The following is a 26383-nucleotide window of genomic DNA, read 5'->3' as shown; positions in this document are numbered from 1 at the left end:
TTAAATACTATTTGAATAATAACCAATAAATAAGAAATAAACAATTTGTTAAATTATATATAATTTATTGAGATAAATTCAATATTAACCTCTAATTGATATGAAAAAAATGTTATTTAAAAGTAAATTTTAATGAAATAATTTTTTTTTATTTAAAATATAATTTATAGTATTGCAATATAATTTATTAAAAACTAAATAATTTTAACCAAACCAAACAAATTTTATGAAAAAATTATTATTGTCTGCAGCTGCAGCTTTATTATTGTTTTCTTGTCAAAAAGACAATGCTACTGAAGAACAAACAGCTAGTTTAGCTGCTCACAGAGGATGTGCTTCTCATGAAGTATTAGAGCGTCAATTAAAAGAGAATCCGGCTTTAGCTTCAAGAATGGCTGAAATTGAAAAATTCACTAATGATGCAGTAAAAAATGGTCGTTTAGTAAACGGTAAAATTGAAATTCCTGTAGTAGTAAATGTATTATACAGAACTGCTGCTGAAAATATTTCTTTAACTCAAATTCAATCTCAAATTGATGTATTAAACAAAGATTTCAATGCATTAAATTCAGATTTCAACCAAGTTCCAACTTTATTCTCTGGTGTTAAAGCTAACGTTGGTATTTCTTTTGTATTAGATCAAGTGATCAGAAAATCTACAACTAAAACATCTTGGGGAACTAGAGATGCTATGAAGAAATCTAAACAAGGTGGTATTGATCCAACTTCTCCAACTACTAAATTAAACATCTGGTCATGTACAATTGGTGGTGGAATCTTAGGTTATGCTCAATTTCCTGGTGGATCTTCAGCTACTGATGGTGTTGTTATCGATGCTAAATATTTTGGTTTAGCTGGTTCAGCTGCTGCTCCTTATAACTTAGGTAGAACTGCTACTCATGAAGTAGGTCACTGGATGAACTTACGTCACATCTGGGGAGATGCAACTTGTGGAAACGATTTCGTAGCAGATACTCCTTTACACAATACTGCTAACTACGGTGTTCCTGCATATCCTCACTACAGTACTTGTGCAGGTACTCCAGTTGAAATGACTATGAACTATATGGATTACACTGATGATGCTGGAATGTACATGTTCTCTGCAGGTCAAAAAGCAAGAATCGATGCCATTTTCGTTTCTGGTGGCGCAAGATATTCTTTCGCTCAATAAGAAGAATAAAAATTAATTTTTTTAAAACTCGCTCTAGCAGCGAGTTTTTTTGTTAACATTTTTGTAAGAAAAAAAACTAGTATTTTCAATGTGTTTCAAAGTTATTAACAACAATTAAAAGGGAATTAATTTTAATATTTAATACTTTTTTAAACAATTATTTTAATTATTCTTAAATAATAACTAATATTGCTTCGCATTAAGCAAAAACAAATACTAACCAAACTAAAAAATTATGAAAAAATTATTATTGACAGCTTCTGCTGCTTTATTAATGTTCTCTTGTCAAAAAGACGAGGCAAATCAAACAACTACTACTGTAGATGCTTCAGCTCATAGAGGTTGTGCATCATACGAAGTATTAGAAAGACAAATGCAAGAGGATCCTGCATTAGCTTCAAGAATGGCTGAAATTGAAAAACTTACTGACGAAGCCATCAAAAACGGAAGATTAGTAAACGGAGTTATGGAAATTCCAGTAGTATTCAACGTATTGTACAGAACTTCTGCTGAAAATATCTCTTTAGCGCAATTACAATCTCAGATTGATGTTTTAAACAAAGACTTCTCTGCAACTAACACTGATTACAATACTTCAAACAATCCTTATGCTTCTGTACGTAGTGGTAACACAAATATTCGATTTGTATTAGATCAAGTAATCCGTAAATCAACTACTAAAACATCTTGGGGTACTAATGATGCTATGAAAAAATCTACTCAAGGTGGTATCAACCCTACTTCTCCTACAACTAAATTGAACTACTGGGTATGTACAATTGGTGGTGGAATCTTAGGTTATGCACAATTCCCTGGTGGTTCTTCTGCTACAGATGGTGTAGTAATTGATTCTAGATATACTGGTAACACTGGTACTGCAACATATCCATTCAACTTAGGTAGAACAGCTACTCACGAAGTAGGTCACTGGTTAAACTTACGCCACATTTGGGGTGATGCTACTTGTGGATCAGATTTAGTTTCTGACACTCCAGTTCACAATGCTCCTAACTCAGGTGTTCCTGCTGTAGGTCATAGATCAACTTGTTCAGGTACTCCACTTGAAATGTACATGAACTATATGGATTATACAGATGACAGAGGAATGTATATGTTCTCTGTTGGACAAAAAACAAGAATGAATGCTGTTTTTGCAGTTGGTGCTGCTAGAGCTTCATTTAGATAATAAGTTTTGTAGACAAAAAGCCGCTCAATGAGCGGCTTTTTTTGTTTAAATACTTGATAAAAAATAAAATAAATATAATTTCGTTGTTCTTCTGATAAAATGTATTAAAGAACTAATTCCTTTTTTAAATACTGACTTTTCTGCTATAAATTCTGATTACAACACAGCTAACAATCATTACTCCTTCGTACGAAGTACAACATGAATATCCGTTTTGTTTTTAGACCAAGTAATTCGTAAATTAATTACTAAAACTTCTTGAAAAACCAGAGATGCTATAAAAAAATTCAAAAAAGGTGGTATTAATCCAACTTCTCCAACTACTAAATTAAATATCTGGTCATGTACTATACTCTTTCGTTCAATTATGAATAAAAATTAAATTTTGAAACTCACTACTAGAGCAAGTTTTTTTTGTTAAAAATAATCGTAATTTTATTTTTTAAAATTTAATTCATTTGGAAAATAATAAACTTCTAGCTGCTAATGTTCAATCTTTCATTCAAGATTCTTTAAATCTAAATTTTTCAAAATTAGCTTTACAAAAAAATCCTTTTCCTGATTTAACTTGGAATGAAATATTAACTCAAATTGCTTCTAAAACAAAAGCAAAAGAAAAACTACCTACTTGGTTTCAAACTAAAGACATTTTATATCCAAGTAAGCTATCTATTGAACAGACTTCATCTGAAGTAACGGCAAACTACAAAGCTTCCATTATCAAGGGAGAACAAATTATTGATTTGACAGGAGGCTTTGGTGTAGACGATTATTTTTTTTCAAAATCATTTAAAAAAGTAGTTCATTGTGAATTAAAAGAGGAATTACATCAAATTGTAAAAAATAACTACAATAGTTTACAAGTAAACAACATTGAATGCTACCAAGGAGACAGTACTACTATTCTGAAAGAATTAAACACTTCTTTCGATTGGATCTATATTGATCCTTCGAGAAGGAATGACGCGAAAGGCAAAGTGTTTATGCTAAAGGATTGTTTACCAAATGTCCCTGAAAATTTGACTTTCTATTTTCAACATGCGTCAAATATTTTAATCAAAACAGCTCCCATCCTTGATATAACTGCTGGAATTAACGAACTAGATTTCGTTAAAGAAATTCATATCGTTGCAGTAAATGGAGAAGTGAAAGAATTACTTTGGATGTTGCAAAAAAATTATGCCGGAACAATACAAATCAGAACCATAAATTTCAATAAAGAATCTGAAGAAAAATTTGATTTTATTTTAGATGAAAACCCTATTCATTCAAGTTACAGTCTTCCAAAGAAGTATATTTATGAACCCAATGCCGCTATTTTAAAATCTGGAGCTTTTGACCTTGTTGCTACAAAATACTACATACAGAAATTACACCAACATTCGCATTTATATACCTCTGATGATTTAATAACATTTCCCGGTAGAAAGTTTGAAGTAATTAACGTTTTTCCTTACAATAAGACTAACATGAAAGAATTTATGTTCGATAAAAAGATAAACATTACCACCAGAAACTTTCCTGAATCGGTTGAAAACATTAGAAAAAAATGGAAAATACGAGACGGTGGTCATTTGTATTCTTTTTTCACTATCAATAAAGAAAATGATAAAATTGTCTTAATTTGCAATAAAATTGAAACCCAATGAAATTTAAAGTTCTAACTGTATTTTTATTCTTTTTTTCTTTCGCATTTGCTCAAAAACCATGTAAATTGGCATTAGATGTTAAAGATTCTATAGGTGTCTTCAAGGAAACCAAAAACTGTTTAGTCTATGAAAAAGTTTTTGGAAATTCGGCACAATTAATTTTCCTAACGTTGGCCTCAGATAACGATGTACCGTATATAAAACTTCAAATAATACAAAAGAGTAAAGATTTTATTACCCCTAAGTGTTTAGAAACCAATTCAAAACTATTTTTTCAATTATCTAATGGTAAAATTTACACGCTAATCAATGCCAACGAAGGCAGTTGTGATAAATTTATTTACAATGAATTAGACAAGGAAAACAATCGTTTTTTAGAAGCAAATTATCTGTTTTTGAAAAATGATTTTGAAGATTTGAAAAAATATTCAATCTCACTAATGAAAATCCATTTTTCTTCTGGAGAGGTTGACTATGTACTCCCAAAAGAAATTGTTTCTGAAAAAGTAGAAACCACTTCTAGACCGGAAGATTTTTTCAGAGAAAATTTTAATTGCATCTTTACTCCTGACATTGCCAAGTAAAATTTGAAACACTATCTTTTTTAGAACCTTCTAAGTTATAATGCCACCATTCAGAATCAAATGCTTCGAAACCTTTTCGAAGCATAATTTTTTTTAATAGTTTTCGATTTTCTAAAATTTTCTCCTCTAAATTTTCATAATCATGTGCAGATTCGGGTCCAAAATGATCAAATTTTGTTCCCATCTCTAGTTCAACTCCATTTTCATCAACCAAAGTAAGATCAACGGCTCCTCCTCTATTGTGTATTGAACCTTTCGCTGGATCCGCTACATAATTAGGATTAGGCACTAAAACCCACATTTTTTTTTGAACATCAAGAGGACGATAACAATCAAATAATTTAATTCTATATCCTTTTTTTATAAAAGATTTATTCGCCTTAACCAAGGCTTTAACTGTTTTTAAGCGTAAATAACATTCGCCACAATCGTATACTTTTGATTTTAAAAAGTTATCATTCGTTGCATATTTCATGTCGAAAACAAACTCATCGCTGTAATCTTTAATATTGACAAAAGTTGTGTCGGAAATTTCTTGTGCATTAATTTGAGAAATAAAAAAGAAGAAAATCAGTAGAAGAGAATTTTTCATCGTTTTTTTATTGAAAATTACTAAAAAAATAGCAACAAAAAAAGCCTCACGATTGTGAGGCTTTGTGATCCAGTCAGGATTCGAACCTGAGACCTACTGCTTAGAAGGCAGTTGCTCTATCCAGCTGAGCTACTGGACCCTATTTTAGAAAACTAAAATAAAATGTAGTCGGGGTGGCAGGATTCGAACCTGCGACCTCCTGGTCCCAAACCAGGCGCGATGACCGGGCTACGCTACACCCCGAGGACAAAAAAAGCGGAGAGACAGGGATTCGAACCCTGGCATCGGTTACCCGATGACAGATTAGCAATCTGCTCCGTTACCACTCCGGCACCTCTCCTAATTGCAAAGAACTAAACCTTTTTTGCGGTTGCAAATATAGCACAAGAAAGTGTTATTACCAAGTTTTAAGACCTCTTTTTTTGCATTTTTTTTACAAATATTGTTTTATAACTAATAATCAACACAATAACTTTTTATTTTTTTTTGAAAAGTAAATAAAATACGGCTTAAAATTTCAAATTCCATTAAAATTACTAAATTCGCACTACTAATTTGAAAACACAAAAATGAAAAAAGTTGTTATCGTTTCGGCTGCTCGTACTCCAATAGGTAGTTTTATGGGAGCTTTGTCAAGTGTATCTGCTCCTCAATTAGGTGCTGCTGCCATCAAAGGAGCTTTAAATAAAATAAATTTAGACCCAACTTTAGTTAATGAAGTATATATGGGTAATGTAGTTCAGGCTGGCGTAGGACAAGCTCCTGCTAGACAAGCTGCTTTATATGCTGGATTGTCAAACGAAGTGGCTTGTACAGCTATTAATAAGGTTTGTGCCTCTGGTATGAAAGCTGTAATGATGGGAGCTCAAGCCATTATGTGCGGTGATGCTGAAATCGTTGTTGCTGGAGGAATGGAAAATATGAGTTTAATCCCTCACTATGTTCACATGAGAAATGGGGTTAAATTTGGTCCAACATCTTTAGAAGATGGTATGCAAAGAGACGGATTAGTAGATGTTTATGACAAACAAGCTATGGGTGTTTTTGCTGATTTGTGTGCTACAGAATACAATATTTCAAGAGAAGAGCAAGATGCTTTTGCTATTCAATCTTATGAAAGATCAGCTAAAGCTTGGGAAGCTGGTAAATTCGACAACGAAATTGTACCTGTTACAATTCCTCAAAGAAAAGGTGAACCAATTGTTTTCAGTAAAGATGAAGAGTTCACTAATGTTCGCTTAGATAAAATACCTACTCTAAATGCTGTATTTACAAAAGAAGGAACAGTAACTGCTGCTAATGCTTCTACTATTAATGATGGTGCTGCTGCATTAATCTTAATGAGTGAAGAAAAAGCAAATGAACTTGGATTAAAACCACTAGCTTACATTAAAGGCTATGCTGATGCAGCTCAAGAACCAAAATGGTTTACTACCGCTCCTGCAAAAGCTTTACCAAAAGCATTAGATAAAGCAGGAATCACTCAAGACGAAGTTGATTTCTTCGAATTTAACGAAGCTTTTTCTGTGGTTGGACTAGCTAATGCTAAAATATTAGGTTTAGACAATAATAAAATAAATGTAAATGGTGGCGCTGTTTCATTAGGTCACCCTCTAGGTTGTTCAGGAGCTAGAATCATCGTTACTTTAATTAATGTTTTAGAACAAAATAATGCTAAAATTGGTGCAGCTGCTATTTGTAATGGTGGTGGTGGTGCTTCAGCAATTATTATTGAAAGAGCTTAATTAAATTTTATAAATTTGTAATTATGAGTTATAGGTGATTGCTTATAACTCATAATTTTTAATTCACAACTCAATTTTTTTCAATGTTTGGTATTTGTAATCTAGCCAATATTCCTTTACGATTCGAACCTAGCGATAAAAGCGAATTAGTTTCTCAAGTATTATTCGGTGAGCACTTTGTAATTTTAGAACAAAATCCAAAATGGTCTAAAATTAAACTTGCTTACGATGACTATGAAGGCTGGATTGACAATAAACAATTTCAATTGATTACTGAAGAGCAATACGAACAATTATCTAAAGACAATATTATTCTTAATGCTGATCTAATTGAATATGTCACTTCTCCAAACAATCTCTTAATGCCTATTCCTTTGGGAGCATCTCTTTCTTTTTTGAATTACGATACTATTAATAAAGAAGAGTTGTCTTTTGAAGGCATAAAAACCAGCGGTATAAAATCGAAATCAAATATCATTGATACTGCTTTTATGTATCTGAATGCTCCTTATCTGTGGGGAGGAAAAACACCTTTCGGAATCGATTGTTCCGGTTTTACCCAAATGGTATATAAGTTAAACGGATACAAACTCTTACGTGATGCTTCCCAGCAAGCTACTCAAGGTGAGGCCTTAAGTTTTATAGAGGAAAGTGAACCTGGAGATTTAGCTTTCTTTGATAATGAAGAAGGTAACATTATTCATGTGGGTATTATTATGGAAAATAATTATATCATTCATGCCAGTGGAAAAGTACGCATTGATCGTTTAGACCATTTAGGGATCTACAATGCCGAAACGAACAGACACACTCACAAATTAAGAGTCATTAAAAAGATTATCTAAACAAAGTCGTAGATTCTTTATTTTCCAGTCAGGAACCCTTATCTTTGTATTTTGCCACAAAACTATGCACAATACAAATGAAACTATAGAAATTATTGGCGCTCGTGCGCACAATCTCAAAAATATTGATGTTAGTATTCCTAGAGAAAAACTTGTTGTTATTACAGGTCTTTCCGGTTCTGGTAAGTCATCGTTGGCATTTGACACCATATATGCTGAAGGTCAGCGTCGTTATATTGAAACTTTTTCGGCATACGCACGTCAATTTTTGGGAGGTTTGGAACGTCCGGATGTTGATAAAATTGATGGACTTTCTCCCGTTATTGCCATCGAGCAAAAAACCACTAGTAAAAGTCCACGTTCTACTGTTGGTACCATAACAGAAATATACGATTTCCTCAGATTATTATTTGCCCGAGCTGCTGATGCCTACAGTTACAATACCAATGAAAAAATGGTATCGTACTCGGATGAACAAATCAAAGAACTCATCACAAAGGATTTTAAAGATCAACGTATTAATATTCTTGCCCCCGTAATTCGTGCTCGTAAAGGTCATTATGCCGAATTATTTCAACAAATTGCTAAACAAGGATTTTTGAAAGTACGTGTTGATGGTGAAGTAAAAGATATAGTTTCCGGAATGAAATTGGATCGTTACAAAAACCATGACATCGAAATTGTAATAGATCGCTTAATCATAGATGATTCCGTAGACAATGAAAAACGTTTAGCTGAAAGTATCAAAACAGCCATGCATCATGGTGAAAATGTTTTGATTATTTTAAATCAAGATACCAATGAAGTTCGTTATTTCAGTAGAAATTTAATGTGTCCTTCTACCGGAATATCATATCAAAATCCTGAACCCAATCTTTTTTCCTTTAACTCTCCTAAAGGAGCTTGTGAACATTGTAATGGTTTAGGAACTGTAAATGAAATCAACCTAAAAAAAATCATCCCGAATCCTAAACTTTCCATAAAAAATGGAGGGATTGCACCAATTGGAGAATATAAATCGTCCTGGATTTTTAAGCAATTGGAAACCATCGGTGAGAAATTTGGTTTTAAATTAACCGATTCTATAGAATCTATTTCTCCTGAAGCCATGGAGATGATTTTAAATGGTGGAAATGAAAAATTTTCAATAAAATCTAAAACGGCTGGCGTAACAAAAGAATATAAAATTGAATTTGAAGGAATTGCCAATTTCATAAAATCACAACATGACGATTCTGAGTCTAGCTCTATAAAACGCTGGGCAAAAGAATTCATGGATGAAATTGATTGTCCTGAATGTCAAGGAGCACGTTTGAAAAAGGAAGCACTTTACTTTAAAATCAACGATAAGAATATTCACGAATTATCAAGTATGGATATTTCAGACCTAAGCTTGTGGTTCCAAAATCTTGATCAGAATTTATCCAAAAGACAAAAAACAATAGCAACTGAAATTTTAAAAGAAATACGTTCGCGCTTGCAATTTTTATTGGATGTGGGTTTAAATTATTTATCATTAAACCGAAATTCTAAATCGTTATCCGGTGGTGAAGCGCAACGCATCAGATTGGCAACTCAAATTGGTTCTCAACTCGTTGGGGTTTTATATATTTTGGACGAACCAAGTATTGGATTGCATCAAAGAGATAACGAAAAATTAATTCATTCACTAGAACAATTAAGAGATTTAGGAAATTCAGTCATTGTTGTGGAGCATGATAAAGACATGATTGAACGAGCTGATTATGTTATTGATATTGGTCCGAAAGCTGGGAAATTTGGTGGTCAAATAATTAGCCAAGGTACTCCGAAACAATTATTAAAAGAGAAAACCATCACGGCACAATTCATTAACGGCAAGATGAAGATTGAAGTCCCTAAAGAAAGAAGAAAAGGGAACGGAAAATCGTTGAAACTAATTGGAGCAACAGGAAATAATCTAAAAAATGTTTCGATTGATTTACCTCTAGGGACACTAATCTGCGTTACCGGTGTTTCGGGTTCTGGAAAATCAACTTTGATTAATGAAACCCTCTACCCTATTTTGAACGAACATTTTTTCAATGCGGTAAAAAAACCACAACCTTATAAAAAAATTGAAGGTTTAGAACACATTGATAAGGTTATTGCTATCGATCAAAGTCCAATTGGTAGATCTCCTCGTTCTAACCCAGCGACTTACACAGAAGTATTTACAGAAATACGTAGTTTGTTCACGCAAACCCCTGAAGCTATGATCAGAGGTTACAAAGCCGGACGTTTCAGTTTTAATGTTTCTGGTGGTCGATGTGAAACCTGTGAAGGTAGCGGAGTAAGAACAATCGAAATGAGTTTTTTACCTGATGTTTATGTTGAATGTGAAACGTGTCAAGGAAAACGCTTCAACAGAGAAACACTGGAAATACGCTATAAAGGAAAATCTATATCGGATGTTCTTAACATGACCATAGACGAAGCCGTTCCATTTTTTGAAAATATTCCTAAAATTTACAGAAAAATTAAAACGATTCAGGATGTAGGATTGGGATATATCTCATTGGGACAGCAAAGCACAACACTTTCAGGTGGTGAAGCGCAACGCATAAAATTAGCAACTGAATTATCTAAAAAAGATACCGGGAACACCTTTTATATCATGGATGAACCTACAACAGGACTTCATTTTGAGGATATTAGAGTGTTAATGGAAGTGATTCAACAATTGGTCAACAAAGGAAACACCGTATTAATTATTGAACACAATATGGATGTCATCAAATTAGCCGATTATATTATCGACATTGGTTATGAAGGTGGAAAAGGAGGTGGCGAAGTTGTTGCTGTTGGAACTCCTGAAGAAATCATAAAAAATAAAAAGAGCTACACGTCTCAATTTCTAAAAAAAGAATTAATTTAGGAGGCTGATTTTTTTGATACTTACTCATTAATCTGAAGTAATACCACAAAGTACACTTTCAAGATTATTCAATCAGTTGTGTCAAAAATTCAAAAACTAATATTTTAATCAAGAACGAATTAAATCATGATGAAAGAAGATTTTTTAAATGAAGATGAAAAAATCCAAGATAAATTAAAGCAAAAAACTTGGAACGAAATACGAACAAATGATTCTTGGGCAATATTCAAAATAATGTCTGAATTTGTAAATGGATACGAGTCCATGGCAAGAATAGGTCCTTGTGTTTCTATTTTTGGTTCCGCTAGAACTAAACCAGAAGATAAATATTACCAATTAGCAGAACGAATTGCCTACAAAATTAGTAAAGCCGGTTATGGTGTAATTACGGGCGGTGGTCCTGGTATAATGGAAGCCGGTAACAAAGGAGCTCATCGTGGAGAAGGTACTTCGGTAGGACTGAACATTGAATTACCTTTCGAACAACACTTTAATCCTTACATCGACAAGGATAAAAATTTAAACTTTGATTATTTCTTTGTAAGAAAAGTAATGTTTGTAAAATATTCTCAAGGATTTGTTGTAATGCCGGGTGGTTTTGGAACTTTGGATGAATTATTTGAAGCCGTTACTTTAATTCAAACTAAAAAAATTGGAAAATTCCCAATTATTCTTGTAGGTTCTGAATTTTGGTCTGGTTTACTGGATTGGGTCAAAACGGTGATGATTGACAAACAAAAGAATGCCAATCCGGAAGACATGAATCTGATTAAAGTAGTTGATAATGAAGATGAAGTAGTTGAAGTTTTGGATAATTTCTACAAAAAATACAATTTAACTCCAAATTTCTAAAAGAAGTACAAATTAAATTCATACAAGTCTTTTTCTTAAATGTTTTGAAAATTACATCAATTTAAAGACTTAACTTTTGAAAATTTACAGTTATAAAAAAAGCGAAACAATAATGTTTCGCTTTTTTGTATTTCATTTTTAGATTAATTAACCTAAAACTTCTTTTACTTTTTTACCAATTTCCGCTGGAGAGTCAACAACATGAATACCATTTTCTCTCATGATACGTTTCTTAGCTTCAGCAGTATCATCTGCACCACCAACGATTGCACCTGCGTGACCCATAGTACGACCTTTTGGAGCAGTTTCACCAGCAATAAATCCTACAACTGGTTTACGGTTACCATCAGCTTTGATCCATTTAGCAGCATCTGCTTCTAACTGACCTCCGATTTCACCGATCATGATGATACATTCTGTTTCAGGGTCATTCATTAACAACTCTACTGCTTCTTTTGTAGTAGTTCCAATAATTGGATCTCCTCCAATACCAATAGCCGTTGTAATACCATAACCTTGACGAACTACTTGATCAGCAGCTTCATATGTTAAAGTTCCAGATTTAGAAACAATACCAACATTACCTTTTTTGAAAACAAAACCTGGCATGATACCTACTTTTGCCTCTCCTGGAGTAATAACTCCCGGACAGTTAGGTCCAACCAATCGGCAATCTTTTCCTTTAATATAGTTATATGCAGTAATCATATCAGCTACAGGAATACCTTCAGTAATACAGATAATCACTTTGATTCCGGCATCAGCAGCTTCCATGATAGCATCAGCAGCAAATGCAGGTGGAACGAAAATAATAGATGTATCAGCTCCAGCTTGATCTACAGCATCTTTTACAGTATTAAATACTGGTCTATCAAGATGAGTTGTTCCTCCTTTACCTGGAGTTACACCACCTACAACATTAGTACCGTATTCAATCATTTGAGAAGCATGGAATGTACCTTCACTTCCTGTGAATCCCTGAACGATTATTTTTGAATCTTTATTTACTAAAACACTCATGATATTCTTTGTTATGTTTAAAACTTGTGTTGCAAAAGTATTAAAAAGTATTTAGTTTTTGATTAGTTATCTTATTAATTTTAAACAAAAAAACATTACAAAAAACTTTCTATTTGATGACAATAATGGTAATTACGTTTGATTCGGATAAATTCAACATTGGGTATATCAATGGAATTTTAAAATCTGAGGTTTTTCATCTTTCTTCACGAATCTAATTTTGTAAATCCAATATCTACTCCTCATTATTATTTTTTATTCAATTTATCCAGCATCTCTGGAATTTTCTTCAAATTAGCCAATTGCTTTAATTTTTCACGAGACTCTTGTACTGGAGTGCCGAAATAAGTTTTTCCGCCTTCAATAGATTTAGTGACTCCTGTTTGTCCCATTACCACAGCTTTAGAACCAATTTTGATTCCACTTGTAGTACCTACCTGCCCCCATAATGTTACTTCATCTTCTATAATCACACAACCTGCAATTCCTGTTTGAGAAGCAATTAAACATTTTTCACCAATGATAGTATCATGACCAACATGAACTTGGTTGTCTATTTTGGTACCTGCACCAATTGTAGTATCACCTGTCACTCCTTTGTCGATAGTACACAAGGCTCCAATGCCCACATTATCTTTAATAACAACTCTTCCTCCAGATAGTAATTGATCAAAACCTTCAGGACGTTTTTTGTAATAAAATGCATCCGCACCTAACACCGTACCGGAATGAATTATTACATTATTACCAATTACCGTATTGTCATAAATAGTAACATTGGGATGTATAAGACAGTTTTTACCTATAATCACATTATTTCCTATAAAGCAATTGGGCTGAATAATAGTACCTTCACCTATAATTGCAGAAGCAGCAATTGCAGAATTAGAAGATTCAAAAGGTCTAAAATGTTTGGTTAATTTGTTAAAATCTCTGAATGGATCATCAGAAATCAACAATGCTTTACCCCGAGGACATTCTACTTTTTTATTGATTAAAACGATAGTAGCAGCAGATTGTAATGCTTTGTCATAGTATTTGGGATGATCAACAAACACGATATCTCCGGGTTCTACAACATGTATTTCATTCATTCCCAAAACGGGAAAATTTTGATCACCAACAAAATCACAACCTATAATATTTGCGATTTCTTGGAGAGTATGTGTTTGGGGAAACTTCATAAGTCTTTGTGTAAAAATTCTATAAAAGCAAAAAGTGATCAACTTTTGATGGTTAATCACTCTTTAAGCTATGCTATTTATACTCTCTCCATGTACTTTCCGGTAGCAGTATCAATTTTGATCTTGTCACCTTCATTAATGAATAATGGTACGTTTACGGTAGCTCCGGTTTCAACAGTAGCCGGTTTAGTAGCGTTTGTAGCTGTATTCCCTTTTACACCAGGCTCAGCATAAGTAACTTCAAGGATTATTGAAGCAGGCATATCAACCGATAAAGGCAAATCAGTCTCTGTATTAATTTGCACCATCACGTTTGTTCCTTCTTTTAATAATTCAGGAGCATCCAATACATTTTTATTTAATGTTATTTGTTCAAAGGTTTCAGTATTCATAAAGTGAAAATCATCTCCTTCTGCATATAAAAATTGGAATGTATGGGTTTCCACACGAACAACATCTATCTTATGACCTGCTGAAAAGGTATTATCTAAAACTTTTCCTGAAGTCAAACTTTTCAATTTTGTTCTTACGAAAGCAGGTCCTTTACCTGGTTTTACGTGAAGAAATTCTATAATTTTATAGATATCATGATTAAACTTAATACATAATCCGTTTCTAATGTCTGCCGTACTTGCCATTTTTAGTATTTGATTTATTAATTTTTAAAAATATTAAACCCCAGTGTAACCTTTCATGATACCTCTCGATGAATTTTTGATAAAATCTAAAATCTCATCACGTTCCGGAGTTGCTTCCATCTCAGCTTCTATTTTTGCAAGAGCTTGAGTTGTGTTAAAATTCTTTTGATATAAAATTCTATAAATATCTTGTATCTCTCTGATTTTTTCAGTAGTAAAACCTCTTCTTCTCAATCCGACCGAATTAATTCCGATGAAAGAAAGCGGTTCTTTTGCAGCTTTAGTATAGGGAGGTACATCTTTACGAACCAATGACCCCCCGGAAATCATTGCGTGATCTCCTATCGAGATGAACTGATGTACAGCTGCTAAACCACCGATAATCGCGAAATTTCCAACCGTTACATGACCTGCTAAAGCAACACCATTTACAACAATGGCATTGTCTCCAATATGACAATCATGCGCGATATGTGCAGTAGCCATGATTAAACAATTGTTTCCTATTTTAGTTTGACCCGATGCAATTGTACCTCTGTTAATAGTTACGCATTCTCGGATAGTAGTATTATCACCTATCACCGCTAGAGATTCTTCTCCACCAAATTTTAAATCTTGAGGCACTGCTGAAATGACTGCACCCGGGAAAATGTTACAATTTTTTCCTATGCGAGCGCCTTCCATAATTGTTACATTAGAGCCAATCCAAGTACCTTCACCTATAACTACATTATTATGAATAGTAGTAAACGGTTCAATCACTACATTTTTGGCTATTTTAGCGCCAGGATGTACATATGCTAATGGTTGATTCATTTGTCTATTGTTTTTTAGTGATTTGAGCCATCAATTCCGCCTCTGCAACTAGTTTCCCGTTAGCAAAAGCATATCCTTGCATGTGACAAATCCCTCTGCGAATTGGTGAAAGCAAATCTAATTTAAAAATCAAGGTATCTCCCGGTAATACTTTATGTTTAAATTTAACATTATCAATTTTCATAAAATATGTCAAATAATTTTCCGGGTCAGGAACTGTACTTAAAATCAATATCCCTCCTGTTTGCGCCATAGCTTCTACGATAAGTACTCCTGGCATTACTGGAGCTCCTGGGAAATGCCCAACGAAGAAATCTTCGTTCATAGTTACATTTTTTAAACCAACCACATGAGTATCCGACATTTCTAATATTCTATCTACTAATAAAAATGGTGGTCTGTGAGGCAACATGGACATTATTTTGTGAATATCCATTAATGGTTCTTGATATAAATCATAAACCGGAACATTATTACGTTGTTCATTTTTTATGATTTTAGCCATTTTCTTTGCAAATTGAGTATTTACAAAATGTCCGGGTTTGTTAGCAATAACTTTACCTTTTATTTTGGTGCCAATTAACGATAAATCCCCAACAACATCTAATAATTTATGACGAGCGGCTTCATTAGGATAATGCAGCGTCAAATTATCCAAAACACCATTAGGCGTTACAGAAATCTGATCTTTTCCAAAAGCAACTTTTAACTTATCCATAGTTTCTGGTGACAGTTCTTTGTCTACATAAACAATAGCATTGTTTAAATCACCTCCTTTAATAAGTCCGTTTTCTAATAACATTTCTAATTCATGAAGAAAACTGAAAGTACGACAATCGGCAATTTCTGTTTTGAACTCCGCTATGCTTTTCATGCTTGCATTTTGAGTACCTAATACTTTAGTCCCAAAATCTACCATAGCCGTTACACAATACTCATCAGCAGGAATTACTGTTATTTCGCTCCCTGTAGCTTCGTCAGTATAAGAAATAACTTCTTTTACAACATATACAAAACGCTCCGCATCTTGCTCAACCACTCCCGCTTTTTCGATAGCTTCTACGAAGTATTTTGAAGAACCATCCATAATAGGTAGTTCAGAAGCATCTAATTCGATAATCACATTATCCAGATCACTTCCCACTAAAGCCGCTAAAACATGCTCAGGAGTCTGAATCATCACGCCCAACTTTTCTAGATTTGTTCCTCTTTGTGTGTTAACAACATAAGATGCATCGGCTTCAATAACGGGTTGACCTTCTAAATCAACACGAACAAAAGTGTATCCATTGTTAATTGGAGCAGGCTTAAAAGTCATAGTAACTTCTTTTCCTGTGTGTAATCCTACACCTTTAAGTGTAATTTCTGACTGGATGGTTTTTTGCTTAACCATGATTTAATTATTTTTCTTTTTTAGTTCTTCTAATTCTGATACAATTTTTGGAAGTTTCTTGAAATAAACATACGATTTATTAAAATCGTTGTAGGCAAGAGCTGGACTTCCCTGTAAAACTTCATTATTTTTGATATTTCGAGCAATTCCTGTTTGTGCTTGAACTTTTACACCATCTCCAATACTAAGATGTCCTGCTATTCCTACTTGCCCCCCAATAATACAATTTTTTCCAATCTTAGTTGATCCGGCAACACCTGTTTGAGCAGCAATAACAGTGTTCTCTCCTATTTCTACGTTGTGAGCAATTTGAATCTGATTATCCAATTTTACTCCTTTTCTAATAATTGTAGAACCTAAAGTTGCTCTGTCTATAGTGGTACAAGCACCTATGTCTACATTATCTTCAATAATTACATTACCAATTTGAGGTACTTTGCTGTATTCTCCGTTTTCGTTGGGCGCAAATCCAAAACCATCAGCTCCTACAATCACACCAGAATGAATGGTACAGTTTTTACCGATAATGGTTTCTGAATAAATTTTAGCTCCCGCAAAAATAACTGTATTATCACCAATAACAACATTATCCCCTACAAACGAATTAGGATAAATTTTTACGTTATCGCCTATCACAACATTTTCACCAATGTAACTAAAACTACCTAAATAAAAATTAGCACCGTGTTTAGAGGATTCTGATAAAACACAAGGCACTTCAATTCCTACTTTATTGAGTTTAATTTGATTATAAAACTCTAATAATTTTGAAAACGATTTATAAGCATCTTCCACTTTAATCAGGGTGGTAGAAATTTCGCTTTCCGGTACAAAAGTATGATTTACAATAGTAATGGTCGCTTTTGTTTCGTATATGTAATTAATATATTTTGGGTTGGCTAAAAAAGTTAAAGACCCCTCTGTGCCCTCTTCTATTTTAGATAATTTAAATACTTCAGCCTTAGGATTTCCTACTACTTCACCATCTAAAATTCCCGCTATTTGTTCTGCCGTAAATTTCATAATCTTGCAAAAGTATAAATTTTTAATGAAATTTTAACTTTTATTGAGTTGTTTTGGAAAACACAAAAAATACTTTGTTACATGCTTTGATAATGCTTTCAACGATAATTGATCGGATAAAATTGCAACATCTTCTAATTCACCATCTTTTTGTAAAATTCGAATGGGTTCTGCAATCTTGCTATAAGCCTGATTTTTAATTTTACCTTTGAAAACAAAATATTTTGATTCGTTTAAACCTATTTTATATTTATCAGCGTGTTCTTCTACTAATTTAGAGACTTCTTCTACAGAAAATTTCTCATCACTCATTTTAATTTTCAATAAATCTCTATTGATAATCATTCGACTTAATTCAGATAATGTGTAATCCTTATGAAATTGCCAATTCTTAATAGCCCCCAACACATCCGTATCATCCAATTGAGCAAACTTGTCTAGCGTTACATCATCAAAATCCTGTAAAGCTATTTTATTTTCAATGAAAAAATATAATGGTTTACTACAGTCTATGGCTACGCCTTTCTGAAATAATTCTTTAGCTCTTTTCAAAATTCTTGTTAGAATTTCTTCCGCCACAAGACTTGTTTTATGCAAATAAACCTGCCAATACATTAGTCTTCTGGCCATTAAAAATTTTTCAACCGAATAAATTCCTTTTTCTTCTATGACCAAAACATCGTCAACTACATTCATCATCTGAATCAATCGATCTGAATTAATCTTTCCTTCTTCCACACCTGAATAAAAACTATCTCGCTTAAGATAATCCATTCTATCCATATCTAATTGACTGGAAACCAATTGTAACATAAATTTTCGATGGTATTCTCCTTTAAAAATCTTAATAGCTAAGGTTAATTTTCCATCAAATTCACGGTTTAGTTTGTGCATGAATAATAAGGAAATTTCCTCATGATGTACATCTTCTACTATACTGTGTTCCATGGCATGCGAAAAAGGTCCATGTCCGATGTCATGCAATAAAATGGCAATGTATAAGGCGTTTTCCTCTTCTTCTGAAATGGAGACATTTTTAAATCTTAGCACTCCAACCGCTTTCTGCATGATATGCAAACACCCTAAAGCATGATGAAAACGCGTATGATTGGCACCGGGATATACCAAGGACGATAATCCCATTTGAGAAATCCTGCGTAAACGCTGAAAATAGGGATGCTGTATTAAATCGTAAATAAAAGGATTTGGAATGGTTATAAAACCATATATAGGATCATTGAAAATCTTCAGTTTGTTTGTATCACTCACAAAATTGAATTTAGGCTAACAAAGATAAAAAAACCTGTCAGTTTTAACTCTACCTCTTTGTTTTTTTTCATCTTAACTGAAAATTGCAAAATACAAAGTATCTTGGTCTTATTCCTTAAGTATTATAAAATGTAAGAAGAACAAATAGGCTATTAGAACTGATTTTACATGGATTTATCGATCATCCTTTTAATTTTTAACTTTTAAAAAATCACCTGAATTTATAATAATTTTATGAATGTGATGTTTAATAAATAGTAAATTGCAGCAGTAATTAAAACTATTATGAGTATTAAAATTCTTTGGGTCGATGACGAAATCGATTTATTAAAGCCACATATATTATTTCTTGAAAAGAAAAACTATCATGTTACAACATGTAATAACGGACGTGATGCAGTAGATTTATTTCAGGAACAAAATTTCGATATTGTTTTTCTTGATGAAAATATGCCGGGGATGTCTGGATTAGAAACTTTAGCAGAAATCAAAGAAAAAAAGTCTTCCGTACCGGTTATCATGATTACCAAAAGTGAAGAAGAGTATATCATGGAGGAAGCCATTGGTTCAAAAATTGCAGATTATTTGATTAAACCTGTGAATCCGAATCAGATTTTATTGAGTTTAAAGAAAAATTTAGACCATTCACGGTTAATTTCAGAAAAAACGACTTTAGATTACCAAAAAGAATTCAGAAAAATTGCCATGGATATGTCGATGGTGAATTCGCACGAAGAATGGATTGAATTTTATAAGCGTTTGTTATTCTGGGAGCTGGAATTAGAGAACATTGACGATCAAAATATGTTCCAAATTTTAGAATCACAAAAAACAGAAGCCAATTCACAATTTGGAAAATTTATTGAGAAAAATTATGAAGATTGGTTCGAATCTAATGCCGAAAAACCAATTCAATCTCATGAAGTCTTCAAAAAACTAGTTGTTCCGGAATTACGCAAAGAAGAAAACGTCTTATTTGTGGTCATTGATAATCTTCGCTATGATCAATGGAAGGCCTTTGAAAGTGTTTTGAGTAATCATTACAAATTAGAATCGGAAACACCATACTACGCTATTTTACCCACAGCAACACAATATGCTAGAAACGCTTTATTTTCTGGACTTCTACCGCTTGAAATGGAAAAACAGCATCCCGAATACTGGAAAAACGATGTAGATGAAGGAGGAAAAAATTTATACGAAGCCGAATTCCTATCGGCACAATTAAAAAGACTTCGTTTAGACATTCCTCACGAATATTTCAAGATTACTAATTTTGCCAATGGAAAAAAACTAGCCGAAAATTTTAAAATTCTAAAAGAAAAAAAATTAGTGGCAGTTGTCTACAATTTCGTAGATATGCTTTCCCACGCTAAAACGGATATGGATGTGGTTAAAGAACTTGCTTCCGATGACAAAGCATACCGTTCCCTTACGTTAAGCTGGTTTAAAAACTCTCCTTTGTTGGAAATTATTCAACAGGCACAAAAATTAGGTTTTAAATTAATTTTAACCACTGATCACGGTACAATTAATGTTAAAAACCCATCTCAGGTGATTGGCGACAAGAACACTAGTTTGAATTTACGTTATAAAACCGGAAGAAGTCTTACTTTCGAACAAAAAGATGTCTATGCTGTGAAAGACCCCAAAAAAATAGGTCTTCCCATAGTCAATATGACCAGTTCTTATATTTTTGCTAAAAATGATCATTTTCTTGCCTACATTAATAATTATAATCATTACGCAAGTTATTACAGAAACACCTATCAACATGGTGGAATATCTTTGGAAGAAATGATCATTCCTTTTTTAGTTTTCACTCCAAAAAAATAATTACACAATAGATTTAAGGATAATTTATCACAAACCTATAAGCTTGCTAAGAGTGATTTTTCTAAAATCATTTCTTCTATTTTTTATTAAATTTGTTTGCGATTTATTATCCTTTACAACCAAAACTATACATGAAAGTAGAATATTCTCTTGATCAAATCAATCAGGTAGCCAAAGAAATTATTGAATCTAATCCGGAAAAAGTCATTTTGTTCCATGGTGAAATGGGAACTGGCAAGACTACTTTAATAAAGGCCTTATGCCGTAACTTAGGAGTTGAAAATCCGACCAGCAGTCCTACTTTTAGTTTAGTTAATGAATATAAAAGCACTGACAATCAAATTATTTATCATTTTGATGTTTATCGGTTAAAAAATCAAACAGAAGCCCTTGATATAGGCTTCGATGAATATTTGTACTCAGGGCATTGGTGTTTTATTGAATGGGCAGAAAAAATACCGGATCTAATCCCTGAAAATCATTCAGTCATTACTATTACTCTTTTAGAGAACGGAAATAGATTGTTAGAGTTGGTCTAATTGTATATTTTTCGTAATTTGTCCAAAATATAACCTGTCGTATGGCCATTACTCCTTTCAGCAAACAAGAATTACTTCCGCAAGAGGAAAAATTAGAAATCGCGAAACACAAAAGTGAGCTCTTTATTGGCATTCCCAAAGAAACCTCTTATCAGGAAAAAAGAATCTGTTTGACTCCAGACGCTGTAAATTCTCTTGTTGCCCATGGTCACAGAGTACTTATAGAATCAAATGCAGGAATTAATGCTAGTTATTCCGACAAAGATTATAATGATGCTGGTGCTGAAATTACCAACGATACGCAAAAAGTCTTCAATTGTCCAATCATTTTAAAGGTTGAACCACCAACGTTAGCTGAAATTGAAATGATTAAACCTGAAACGATTATCATTTCTGCTTTGCAAATTAAAACTAGAAAGAAAGAATATTTTGAAGCTTTAAAAAAGAAAAAATTAACTGCTCTAGCTTTTGAATACATTCAAGATGACGATAATTCGTTCCCAGCAGTAAAATCATTAAGTGAAATTGCTGGAACTGCTTCTGTTTTAATTGCTTCTGAATTAATGACTTGTGAAAAAGGAGGAAACGGATTGTTATTTGGAAACATAACTGGTGTTCGTCCTACAGAAGTAGTTATCTTAGGAGCTGGAACCGTTGCAGAATATGCTGTGAGAACGGCTTTAGGTCTTGGAGCTTCTGTGAAAGTCTTTGATAATTCAATTACTAAGTTACGTCGTTTACAAAATAACTTAAAGCAACCGATCTTCACTTCTACAGTACAACAAAAAACGTTAATGAAATCTCTTCGCCGTTGTGATGTTGCTATTGGTGCTATGAGAGGAAAACACAGAACTCCAATTGTGGTTACCGAAACAATGGTGGAAAACATGAAAAAGGGAGCCGTGATTGTAGATGTTAGCATAGACACGGGCGGTTGTTTTGAAACTTCCGAAGTCACTACGCATGAAAATCCAACGTATATCAAGCATGGAGTGATTCATTATTGTGTTCCAAACATTCCTTCCCGATACTCAAAAACCGCTTCTCTATCCATTAGTAATATTATCACTCCTTATTTACTACAAATTGCTGATGATGGTGGGATTGAAAGAGCCATTCGTTGTGATGCTGGATTAAAAAATGGAGTGTATTTTTATCACGGTATTTTAACCAACAAAACCATTGGCGAATGGTTTGATTTGACTCACAGTGACATTAACTTAATAGTGTTCTAAATAAAAAAACCTCCAATATTAATTGGAGGTTTTTTTGTTTGTAGAAATTCGAATTTCTATTTAGTTTTTCGCTTTTAATGCTTTTGCTTTATCACTCATATCTAAAGCATAATACATATTTAATAAAGTTTGTTTAATGTCTTTATCACCAGCAAATAAATCATACGCTTTTTCTAAATAAGGAATAGCCGCTTTATACATAGCTGTTCTTTTTGCTTTCAACGCTTCGTATTTTTTGTTATCAGCGTCTGAAGTTCCTAATTTATTCATAGCATCGATGATTTCTTTCTCTCCATCAAGTTTTAAAACTGCTAAATTCATATAAGCATTTTTATATTGAGGATCAATTTGAATGGCTTTTAAGTAATAACCTTCTGCATCGATTTTAGCTTGCTTGTCTCCAGACTGTGAACTGATTACACCTAAATTATAATACAAGTCAGCATTATTAGGATCTTTAATCAAAACCTCAGATACTAGTTTTTTATACATTTCATAATCTTTAGTTTTAAGATATAAATCCGCTTCAGAAAGGATTAATGAAATATCTTCTGGGTTTGCTTTTCTTGCTTCAGCCACAGCTTTTTTAGCTGCCGGAACATCTCCTTTTTCAATTAAAATTAAAGAAATATTCTTAGCGATTTCTCCTCTTTTTGACGGCACTTGCTCTACTCTTGGGCTTTCGTGAGTACCTAATTTCACTGATAAATCACGTTCCTTTGCAGAAGCAAAAGTTTCTTCTTGCCCACTCGCTTTATTTTTAGCCATGTAGTTAGTTGCTTTACCAGAATAATTTATAGCTTTTAATTTTTGATAATAATTCAAAGCTAAATCATAATCTTGAGCATTGATAGCATTTGAAGCCGCATAATATAACATGATAGTATCTTTTTTATCGATGTTATACACTTCATGCAATTTTAATGCACTCTCTTTAAATTTCTTTGCATTGTTATCAGCCACAGCACTGTTAGTTAGCAAACCTTTAACTTCTTTTAATGATGTTTCAGCTTGAGCAGTGTATTTAGCTTTACCAATATTATTTTCGATTTCTATCGATTTAAGATAAGCATTGGCTGCATTTGATAAATTTTTATCTTCTTCTGTTTTCTTTTTAGCCAATTCTAGATTAGCACTTCCTAAAATAAAATAATACTGCGCTTTTTGAGTTTCTTCAGCATTAACAATCATATTTTCGATCCCTGTCAAAATTTCTTTAGCTTCAGCTGGATTACCAGATTTTAAAGATTTTTCGGCAGCTTTTAACTGATCTTTTTGAGCAAATGATGCCACAGAAGCCATTAAAGCGGTAGCAATTGCTAAATTTTTAATTTTCATTTTTCAATTTTTAAATTATATAATTCTAGTTATCAGATTCTATTGATGTTTCACCTTCAATAGAATCTGTTAAGTTTTCATCATTTTCTTCAGATTCTTCTTCACGCATTACTTTAGCAACAGCGGCAATAGAATCTTTTCCTTTGATATTAATTAGACGAACTCCTTGAGTAGCACGTCCCATCACACGTAAATCAGAGACTTTCATTCTAATAGTCAATCCTGATTTATTGATAATCATCAAATCATCTTCATCGGTTACATTATTGATAGCAATAAGTGAGCCAGTTTTTTCTGTGATGTTTAAAGTTTTAACTCCCTTTCCTCCTCTATTAGTAATGCGGTAAACATCTTCACCATCATCATCAACTAATTTGGTACGCTTACCATAACCGTTTTCGGTCACTACTAAGATTTGAGAATCATTAATATCCTTTGCATCTACAGAAACCATACCAATTACTTCATCGTTTTCATCTGCTAATGTAATTCCGCGAACTCCGGAAGCTGTACGTCCCATTGGGCGAGTTTTACCTTCTTCGAATCGTACTAATTTACCTGATTTCACCGCAATCAACACATGGCTTTCTCCGGTCGTTAATTTGGCTTCTAATAACTCATCACCTTCTTTTATCGTAATGGCAGCAACACCATTGGTTCTTGGTCGAGAATACTGCTCTAAAGATGTCTTTTTAACTTGACCTTCTTTAGTTACCATCATCACGTAATGATTGTTAATATATTCTTGATCTTTAAGATCTTGAGTACATATAAATGCTTTTACCTTATCATCTTGCTCTATATTAATAAGGTTTTGAATTGCACGACCTTTGGCGGTTTTGCTTCCTTCTGGAATTTCATAAACGCGCATCCAGAAACATTTTCCTTTTTGTGTAAAGAACAACATATATTGGTGGTTAGTTGCCACATACATATGCTCTAAGAAATCTTGATCACGAGTTCCAGCCGATTTTTGTCCTACTCCTCCTCTATTCTGTGTTTTGTATTCTGAAAGTGGAGTACGTTTAATATAACCCGCATGAGAAATCGTAATAACCACTTGTTCGTCGGCAATTAAATCTTCAATGCTCACATCGCCACCTGAATATTCTATTTGAGAACGACGCTCATCACCGTACTTCTCTTTTATTTCGTTCAACTCTTCTTTAATTACATCCATACGCATTTCTTTGCTGGCAAGTAATTCTTTTAAATAGTTGATCGTTTTCATGATTTCTTCGTATTCAGCACGTAGTTTATCTTGTTCTAGACCCGTTAACTGACGTAAACGCATCTCAACAATAGCACGTGCTTGAATTTCAGACAAATTAAAACGCTCTATTAATTTAGCTCTGGCTTCCTCTCCATCTTTCGAAGCACGGATTAAAGCAATCACTTCATCAATATTGTCTGATGCTATGATCAAACCTTCTAAAATATGTGCTCTTTCTTCCGCTTTACGCAAGTCGAATTGAGCACGACGTGTCACCACTTCATGACGGTGTTCTACGAAATGATGAATCAAATCTTTCAGATTCAACATTTGTGGTCTTCCTTTAACTAGCGCAATATTATTAACACTGAAAGAAGACTGAAGTTGTGTAAATTTATAAAGTGTATTTAAAACAACGTTAGGAACAGCATCACGTTTTAATATGTAAACGATACGCATACCGTTTCTATCGGACTCGTCACGAATTGTTGAAATTCCTTCAATTCTCTTTTCATTTACCAAGTCTGCTGTTTTTTTAATCATTTCAGCTTTATTAACTTGGTAAGGAATTTCTGTTACAATAATTGCTTCTCTTCCATCAACTTCTTCAAAACCAACTTTTGCACGAATAACTACTCGCCCACGACCTGTTTTAAAAGCCTCACGAACACCATCCATTCCATAGATCACACCACCGGTTGGAAAATCAGGCGCTTTAATATGAGTGATTAACTCATCTATTTCGATATCATTATTATCGATGTAAGCTAAAGTTCCATCAACTACTTCCGAAAGGTTATGTGGCGCCATGTTTGTTGCCATACCTACCGCAATACCAGAAGCTCCGTTTACTAATAAGTTAGGAACTTTAGTAGGCATTACTTTTGGCTCTTCCAAAGTATCATCAAAATTCAACTGAAAGTCAACTGTTTCTTTTTCGATATCAGCCAACATTTCTTCAGAGAATTTTTTCATTCTCGCTTCAGTATAACGCATCGCCGCTGGGCTATCACCATCTACTGATCCAAAGTTACCCTGTCCATCTACCATCAAATAACGCAAACTCCAATCTTGAGCCATACGTACCATAGCATCGTATACAGAAGAATCTCCATGAGGGTGATATTTACCTAGAACCTCCCCTACGATTCTGGCAGATTTTTTATGAGCTCTGTTAGAATAAACCCCTAATTCGTGCATACCAAACAATACTCTACGGTGTACTGGTTTCAAACCATCTCTCACATCAGGTAACGCACGCGATACAATAACCGACATCGAATAATCGATGTAAGCTGATTTCATTTCGTCTTCAATGTTAATTGGAATTAACTTTTCTCCTTCAGACATACGTAT

The 26383-nt window shown here is 33.4% G+C and carries 21 protein-coding genes and 3 tRNA genes; 11 read left to right on the top strand and 13 right to left on the bottom strand.

Going from position 1 to position 26383, the window contains the following annotated elements:
• Positions 1–226: 226 nt before the first annotated feature.
• The 4 genes from NAT50_RS08815 to NAT50_RS08800 all read left to right on the top strand — a co-directional run bounded on the left by NAT50_RS08815 (position 227) and on the right by NAT50_RS08800 (position 4593).
• The gene (locus NAT50_RS08815; protein ID WP_250592907.1) at positions 227–1174 is read left to right on the top strand and encodes a zinc metalloprotease; all 948 of its coding nucleotides are present in this window, start codon (positions 227–229) and stop codon (positions 1172–1174) included.
• Positions 1175–1409: 235 nt separating this feature from the next.
• A complete protein-coding gene (locus NAT50_RS08810; RefSeq protein ID WP_250592906.1) occupies positions 1410–2360 on the top strand; it encodes a zinc metalloprotease in 951 nt (316 codons plus the stop codon).
• 458 nt (positions 2361–2818) lie between these two features.
• The gene (locus NAT50_RS08805) at positions 2819–4009 is read left to right on the top strand and encodes a THUMP-like domain-containing protein (protein WP_250592905.1); all 1191 of its coding nucleotides are present in this window, start codon (positions 2819–2821) and stop codon (positions 4007–4009) included.
• Positions 4006–4593, top strand: a complete 588-nt coding sequence (locus NAT50_RS08800) for a hypothetical protein (protein ID WP_250592904.1) — start codon at positions 4006–4008, stop codon at positions 4591–4593. The genes NAT50_RS08805 and NAT50_RS08800 overlap by 4 nt, the downstream gene beginning before the upstream one ends.
• On the opposite strand, the gene NAT50_RS08795 is transcribed toward NAT50_RS08800, so the two are convergent.
• The 4 genes from NAT50_RS08795 to NAT50_RS08780 form a co-directional block, all read right to left on the bottom strand.
• Positions 4571–5185: a M15 family metallopeptidase gene (locus tag NAT50_RS08795; RefSeq protein WP_250592903.1), complete on the bottom strand. Its 615-nt coding sequence runs from the start codon at positions 5183–5185 to the stop codon at positions 4571–4573. The genes NAT50_RS08800 and NAT50_RS08795 overlap by 23 nt on opposite strands.
• Before the next feature lie 65 nt (positions 5186–5250).
• Positions 5251–5324: transfer RNA gene (locus NAT50_RS08790), tRNA-Arg, on the bottom strand.
• A 29-nt stretch (positions 5325–5353) separates the two neighbouring features.
• Positions 5354–5428 (bottom strand) — tRNA-Pro (locus tag NAT50_RS08785).
• A gap of 13 nt (positions 5429–5441) precedes the next feature.
• Positions 5442–5525: transfer RNA gene (locus NAT50_RS08780), tRNA-Ser, on the bottom strand.
• Positions 5526–5754: 229 nt separating this feature from the next.
• Here NAT50_RS08780 and NAT50_RS08775 point away from each other — a divergent pair.
• The 4 genes from NAT50_RS08775 (at position 5755) to NAT50_RS08760 (ending at position 11523) form a co-directional block, all read left to right on the top strand.
• Positions 5755–6930 carry an acetyl-CoA C-acyltransferase gene (locus tag NAT50_RS08775; RefSeq protein ID WP_250592902.1) on the top strand — a complete coding sequence of 392 codons (1176 nt, stop codon included), beginning with the start codon at positions 5755–5757 and terminating at the stop codon, positions 6928–6930.
• 83 nt (positions 6931–7013) lie between these two features.
• Complete coding sequence (locus NAT50_RS08770) at positions 7014–7775, top strand: C40 family peptidase (protein ID WP_250592901.1); 762 nt, start codon at positions 7014–7016, stop codon at positions 7773–7775.
• A gap of 64 nt (positions 7776–7839) precedes the next feature.
• The gene (gene uvrA, locus NAT50_RS08765; protein WP_250592900.1) at positions 7840–10671 is read left to right on the top strand and encodes an excinuclease ABC subunit UvrA; all 2832 of its coding nucleotides are present in this window, start codon (positions 7840–7842) and stop codon (positions 10669–10671) included.
• A 126-nt stretch (positions 10672–10797) separates the two neighbouring features.
• Positions 10798–11523, top strand: a complete 726-nt coding sequence (locus NAT50_RS08760) for an LOG family protein (RefSeq protein WP_250592899.1) — start codon at positions 10798–10800, stop codon at positions 11521–11523.
• Positions 11524–11670: 147 nt separating this feature from the next.
• Here the strand turns inward: NAT50_RS08760 and sucD are convergent, their stop codons facing one another.
• From sucD to NAT50_RS08725, 7 genes are all read right to left on the bottom strand, one after another.
• Positions 11671–12543 (bottom strand): succinate--CoA ligase subunit alpha, encoded by an 873-nt coding sequence (gene sucD, locus NAT50_RS08755; RefSeq protein ID WP_250592898.1) that lies wholly within the window; start codon positions 12541–12543, stop codon positions 11671–11673.
• 248 nt (positions 12544–12791) lie between these two features.
• Entirely contained in the window at positions 12792–13727 is a 936-nt protein-coding gene (locus NAT50_RS08750) for a UDP-3-O-(3-hydroxymyristoyl)glucosamine N-acyltransferase (RefSeq protein ID WP_250592897.1), read from the bottom strand.
• Positions 13728–13804: 77 nt separating this feature from the next.
• Positions 13805–14365 carry an elongation factor P gene (gene efp, locus NAT50_RS08745; RefSeq protein WP_250592896.1) on the bottom strand — a complete coding sequence of 187 codons (561 nt, stop codon included), beginning with the start codon at positions 14363–14365 and terminating at the stop codon, positions 13805–13807.
• Between the two features lie 33 nt (positions 14366–14398).
• Positions 14399–15181 (bottom strand): acyl-ACP--UDP-N-acetylglucosamine O-acyltransferase, encoded by a 783-nt coding sequence (gene lpxA / locus NAT50_RS08740; RefSeq protein WP_250592895.1) that lies wholly within the window; start codon positions 15179–15181, stop codon positions 14399–14401.
• A gap of 4 nt (positions 15182–15185) precedes the next feature.
• A complete protein-coding gene (locus NAT50_RS08735; protein ID WP_250592894.1) occupies positions 15186–16574 on the bottom strand; it encodes a bifunctional UDP-3-O-[3-hydroxymyristoyl] N-acetylglucosamine deacetylase/3-hydroxyacyl-ACP dehydratase in 1389 nt (462 codons plus the stop codon).
• Between the two features lie 3 nt (positions 16575–16577).
• Positions 16578–17597 carry a UDP-3-O-(3-hydroxymyristoyl)glucosamine N-acyltransferase gene (gene lpxD, locus NAT50_RS08730; protein ID WP_250592893.1) on the bottom strand — a complete coding sequence of 340 codons (1020 nt, stop codon included), beginning with the start codon at positions 17595–17597 and terminating at the stop codon, positions 16578–16580.
• 33 nt (positions 17598–17630) lie between these two features.
• Complete coding sequence (locus tag NAT50_RS08725; RefSeq protein WP_250592892.1) at positions 17631–18866, bottom strand: HD domain-containing protein; 1236 nt, start codon at positions 18864–18866, stop codon at positions 17631–17633.
• 282 nt (positions 18867–19148) lie between these two features.
• Between NAT50_RS08725 and porX the strand changes: the two genes are divergently transcribed.
• The 3 genes from porX to NAT50_RS08710 all read left to right on the top strand — a co-directional run bounded on the left by porX (position 19149) and on the right by NAT50_RS08710 (position 22476).
• Positions 19149–20702, top strand: coding sequence for a T9SS response regulator signal transducer PorX (gene porX / locus NAT50_RS08720; protein ID WP_250592991.1), 1554 nt, complete (start codon positions 19149–19151; stop codon positions 20700–20702).
• A gap of 131 nt (positions 20703–20833) precedes the next feature.
• Complete coding sequence (gene tsaE / locus NAT50_RS08715; protein ID WP_250592990.1) at positions 20834–21241, top strand: tRNA (adenosine(37)-N6)-threonylcarbamoyltransferase complex ATPase subunit type 1 TsaE; 408 nt, start codon at positions 20834–20836, stop codon at positions 21239–21241.
• 41 nt (positions 21242–21282) lie between these two features.
• The gene (locus tag NAT50_RS08710) at positions 21283–22476 is read left to right on the top strand and encodes an alanine dehydrogenase (protein ID WP_250592891.1); all 1194 of its coding nucleotides are present in this window, start codon (positions 21283–21285) and stop codon (positions 22474–22476) included.
• A gap of 60 nt (positions 22477–22536) precedes the next feature.
• On the opposite strand, the gene NAT50_RS08705 is transcribed toward NAT50_RS08710, so the two are convergent.
• Entirely contained in the window at positions 22537–23814 is a 1278-nt protein-coding gene (locus NAT50_RS08705) for a tetratricopeptide repeat protein (protein WP_250592890.1), read from the bottom strand.
• A gap of 25 nt (positions 23815–23839) precedes the next feature.
• Entirely contained in the window at positions 23840–26377 is a 2538-nt protein-coding gene (gene gyrA / locus NAT50_RS08700; RefSeq protein WP_250592889.1) for a DNA gyrase subunit A, read from the bottom strand.
• Positions 26378–26383: the final 6 nt, after the last annotated feature.

Origin of the sequence: Flavobacterium luminosum, from assembly GCF_023635005.1 — a bacterium.
Classification (GTDB): domain Bacteria; phylum Bacteroidota; class Bacteroidia; order Flavobacteriales; family Flavobacteriaceae; genus Flavobacterium; species Flavobacterium luminosum.
Note: the sequence above shows the minus strand (reverse complement) of the source record. Positions and strands in the feature narration are given on the sequence as shown.

Coding starts and splice junctions, on each gene's coding strand:
- NAT50_RS08760 (WP_250592899.1), top strand. CDS start 10,798: ATGATGAAAGAAGATTTTTTAAATGAAGATGAAAAAATCCAAGATAAA.
- lpxA (WP_250592895.1), bottom strand. CDS start 15,181: ATGAATCAACCATTAGCATATGTACATCCTGGCGCTAAAATAGCCAAA.
- tsaE (WP_250592990.1), top strand. CDS start 20,834: ATGAAAGTAGAATATTCTCTTGATCAAATCAATCAGGTAGCCAAAGAA.
- NAT50_RS08800 (WP_250592904.1), top strand. CDS start 4,006: ATGAAATTTAAAGTTCTAACTGTATTTTTATTCTTTTTTTCTTTCGCA.
- NAT50_RS08810 (WP_250592906.1), top strand. CDS start 1,410: ATGAAAAAATTATTATTGACAGCTTCTGCTGCTTTATTAATGTTCTCT.
- lpxD (WP_250592893.1), bottom strand. CDS start 17,597: ATGAAATTTACGGCAGAACAAATAGCGGGAATTTTAGATGGTGAAGTA.
- NAT50_RS08735 (WP_250592894.1), bottom strand. CDS start 16,574: ATGGTTAAGCAAAAAACCATCCAGTCAGAAATTACACTTAAAGGTGTA.
- sucD (WP_250592898.1), bottom strand. CDS start 12,543: ATGAGTGTTTTAGTAAATAAAGATTCAAAAATAATCGTTCAGGGATTC.
- NAT50_RS08705 (WP_250592890.1), bottom strand. CDS start 23,814: ATGAAAATTAAAAATTTAGCAATTGCTACCGCTTTAATGGCTTCTGTG.
- NAT50_RS08750 (WP_250592897.1), bottom strand. CDS start 13,727: ATGAAGTTTCCCCAAACACATACTCTCCAAGAAATCGCAAATATTATA.
- NAT50_RS08795 (WP_250592903.1), bottom strand. CDS start 5,185: ATGAAAAATTCTCTTCTACTGATTTTCTTCTTTTTTATTTCTCAAATT.
- uvrA (WP_250592900.1), top strand. CDS start 7,840: ATGCACAATACAAATGAAACTATAGAAATTATTGGCGCTCGTGCGCAC.
- NAT50_RS08815 (WP_250592907.1), top strand. CDS start 227: ATGAAAAAATTATTATTGTCTGCAGCTGCAGCTTTATTATTGTTTTCT.
- gyrA (WP_250592889.1), bottom strand. CDS start 26,377: ATGTCTGAAGGAGAAAAGTTAATTCCAATTAACATTGAAGACGAAATG.
- NAT50_RS08775 (WP_250592902.1), top strand. CDS start 5,755: ATGAAAAAAGTTGTTATCGTTTCGGCTGCTCGTACTCCAATAGGTAGT.
- NAT50_RS08770 (WP_250592901.1), top strand. CDS start 7,014: ATGTTTGGTATTTGTAATCTAGCCAATATTCCTTTACGATTCGAACCT.
- NAT50_RS08710 (WP_250592891.1), top strand. CDS start 21,283: ATGGCCATTACTCCTTTCAGCAAACAAGAATTACTTCCGCAAGAGGAA.
- efp (WP_250592896.1), bottom strand. CDS start 14,365: ATGGCAAGTACGGCAGACATTAGAAACGGATTATGTATTAAGTTTAAT.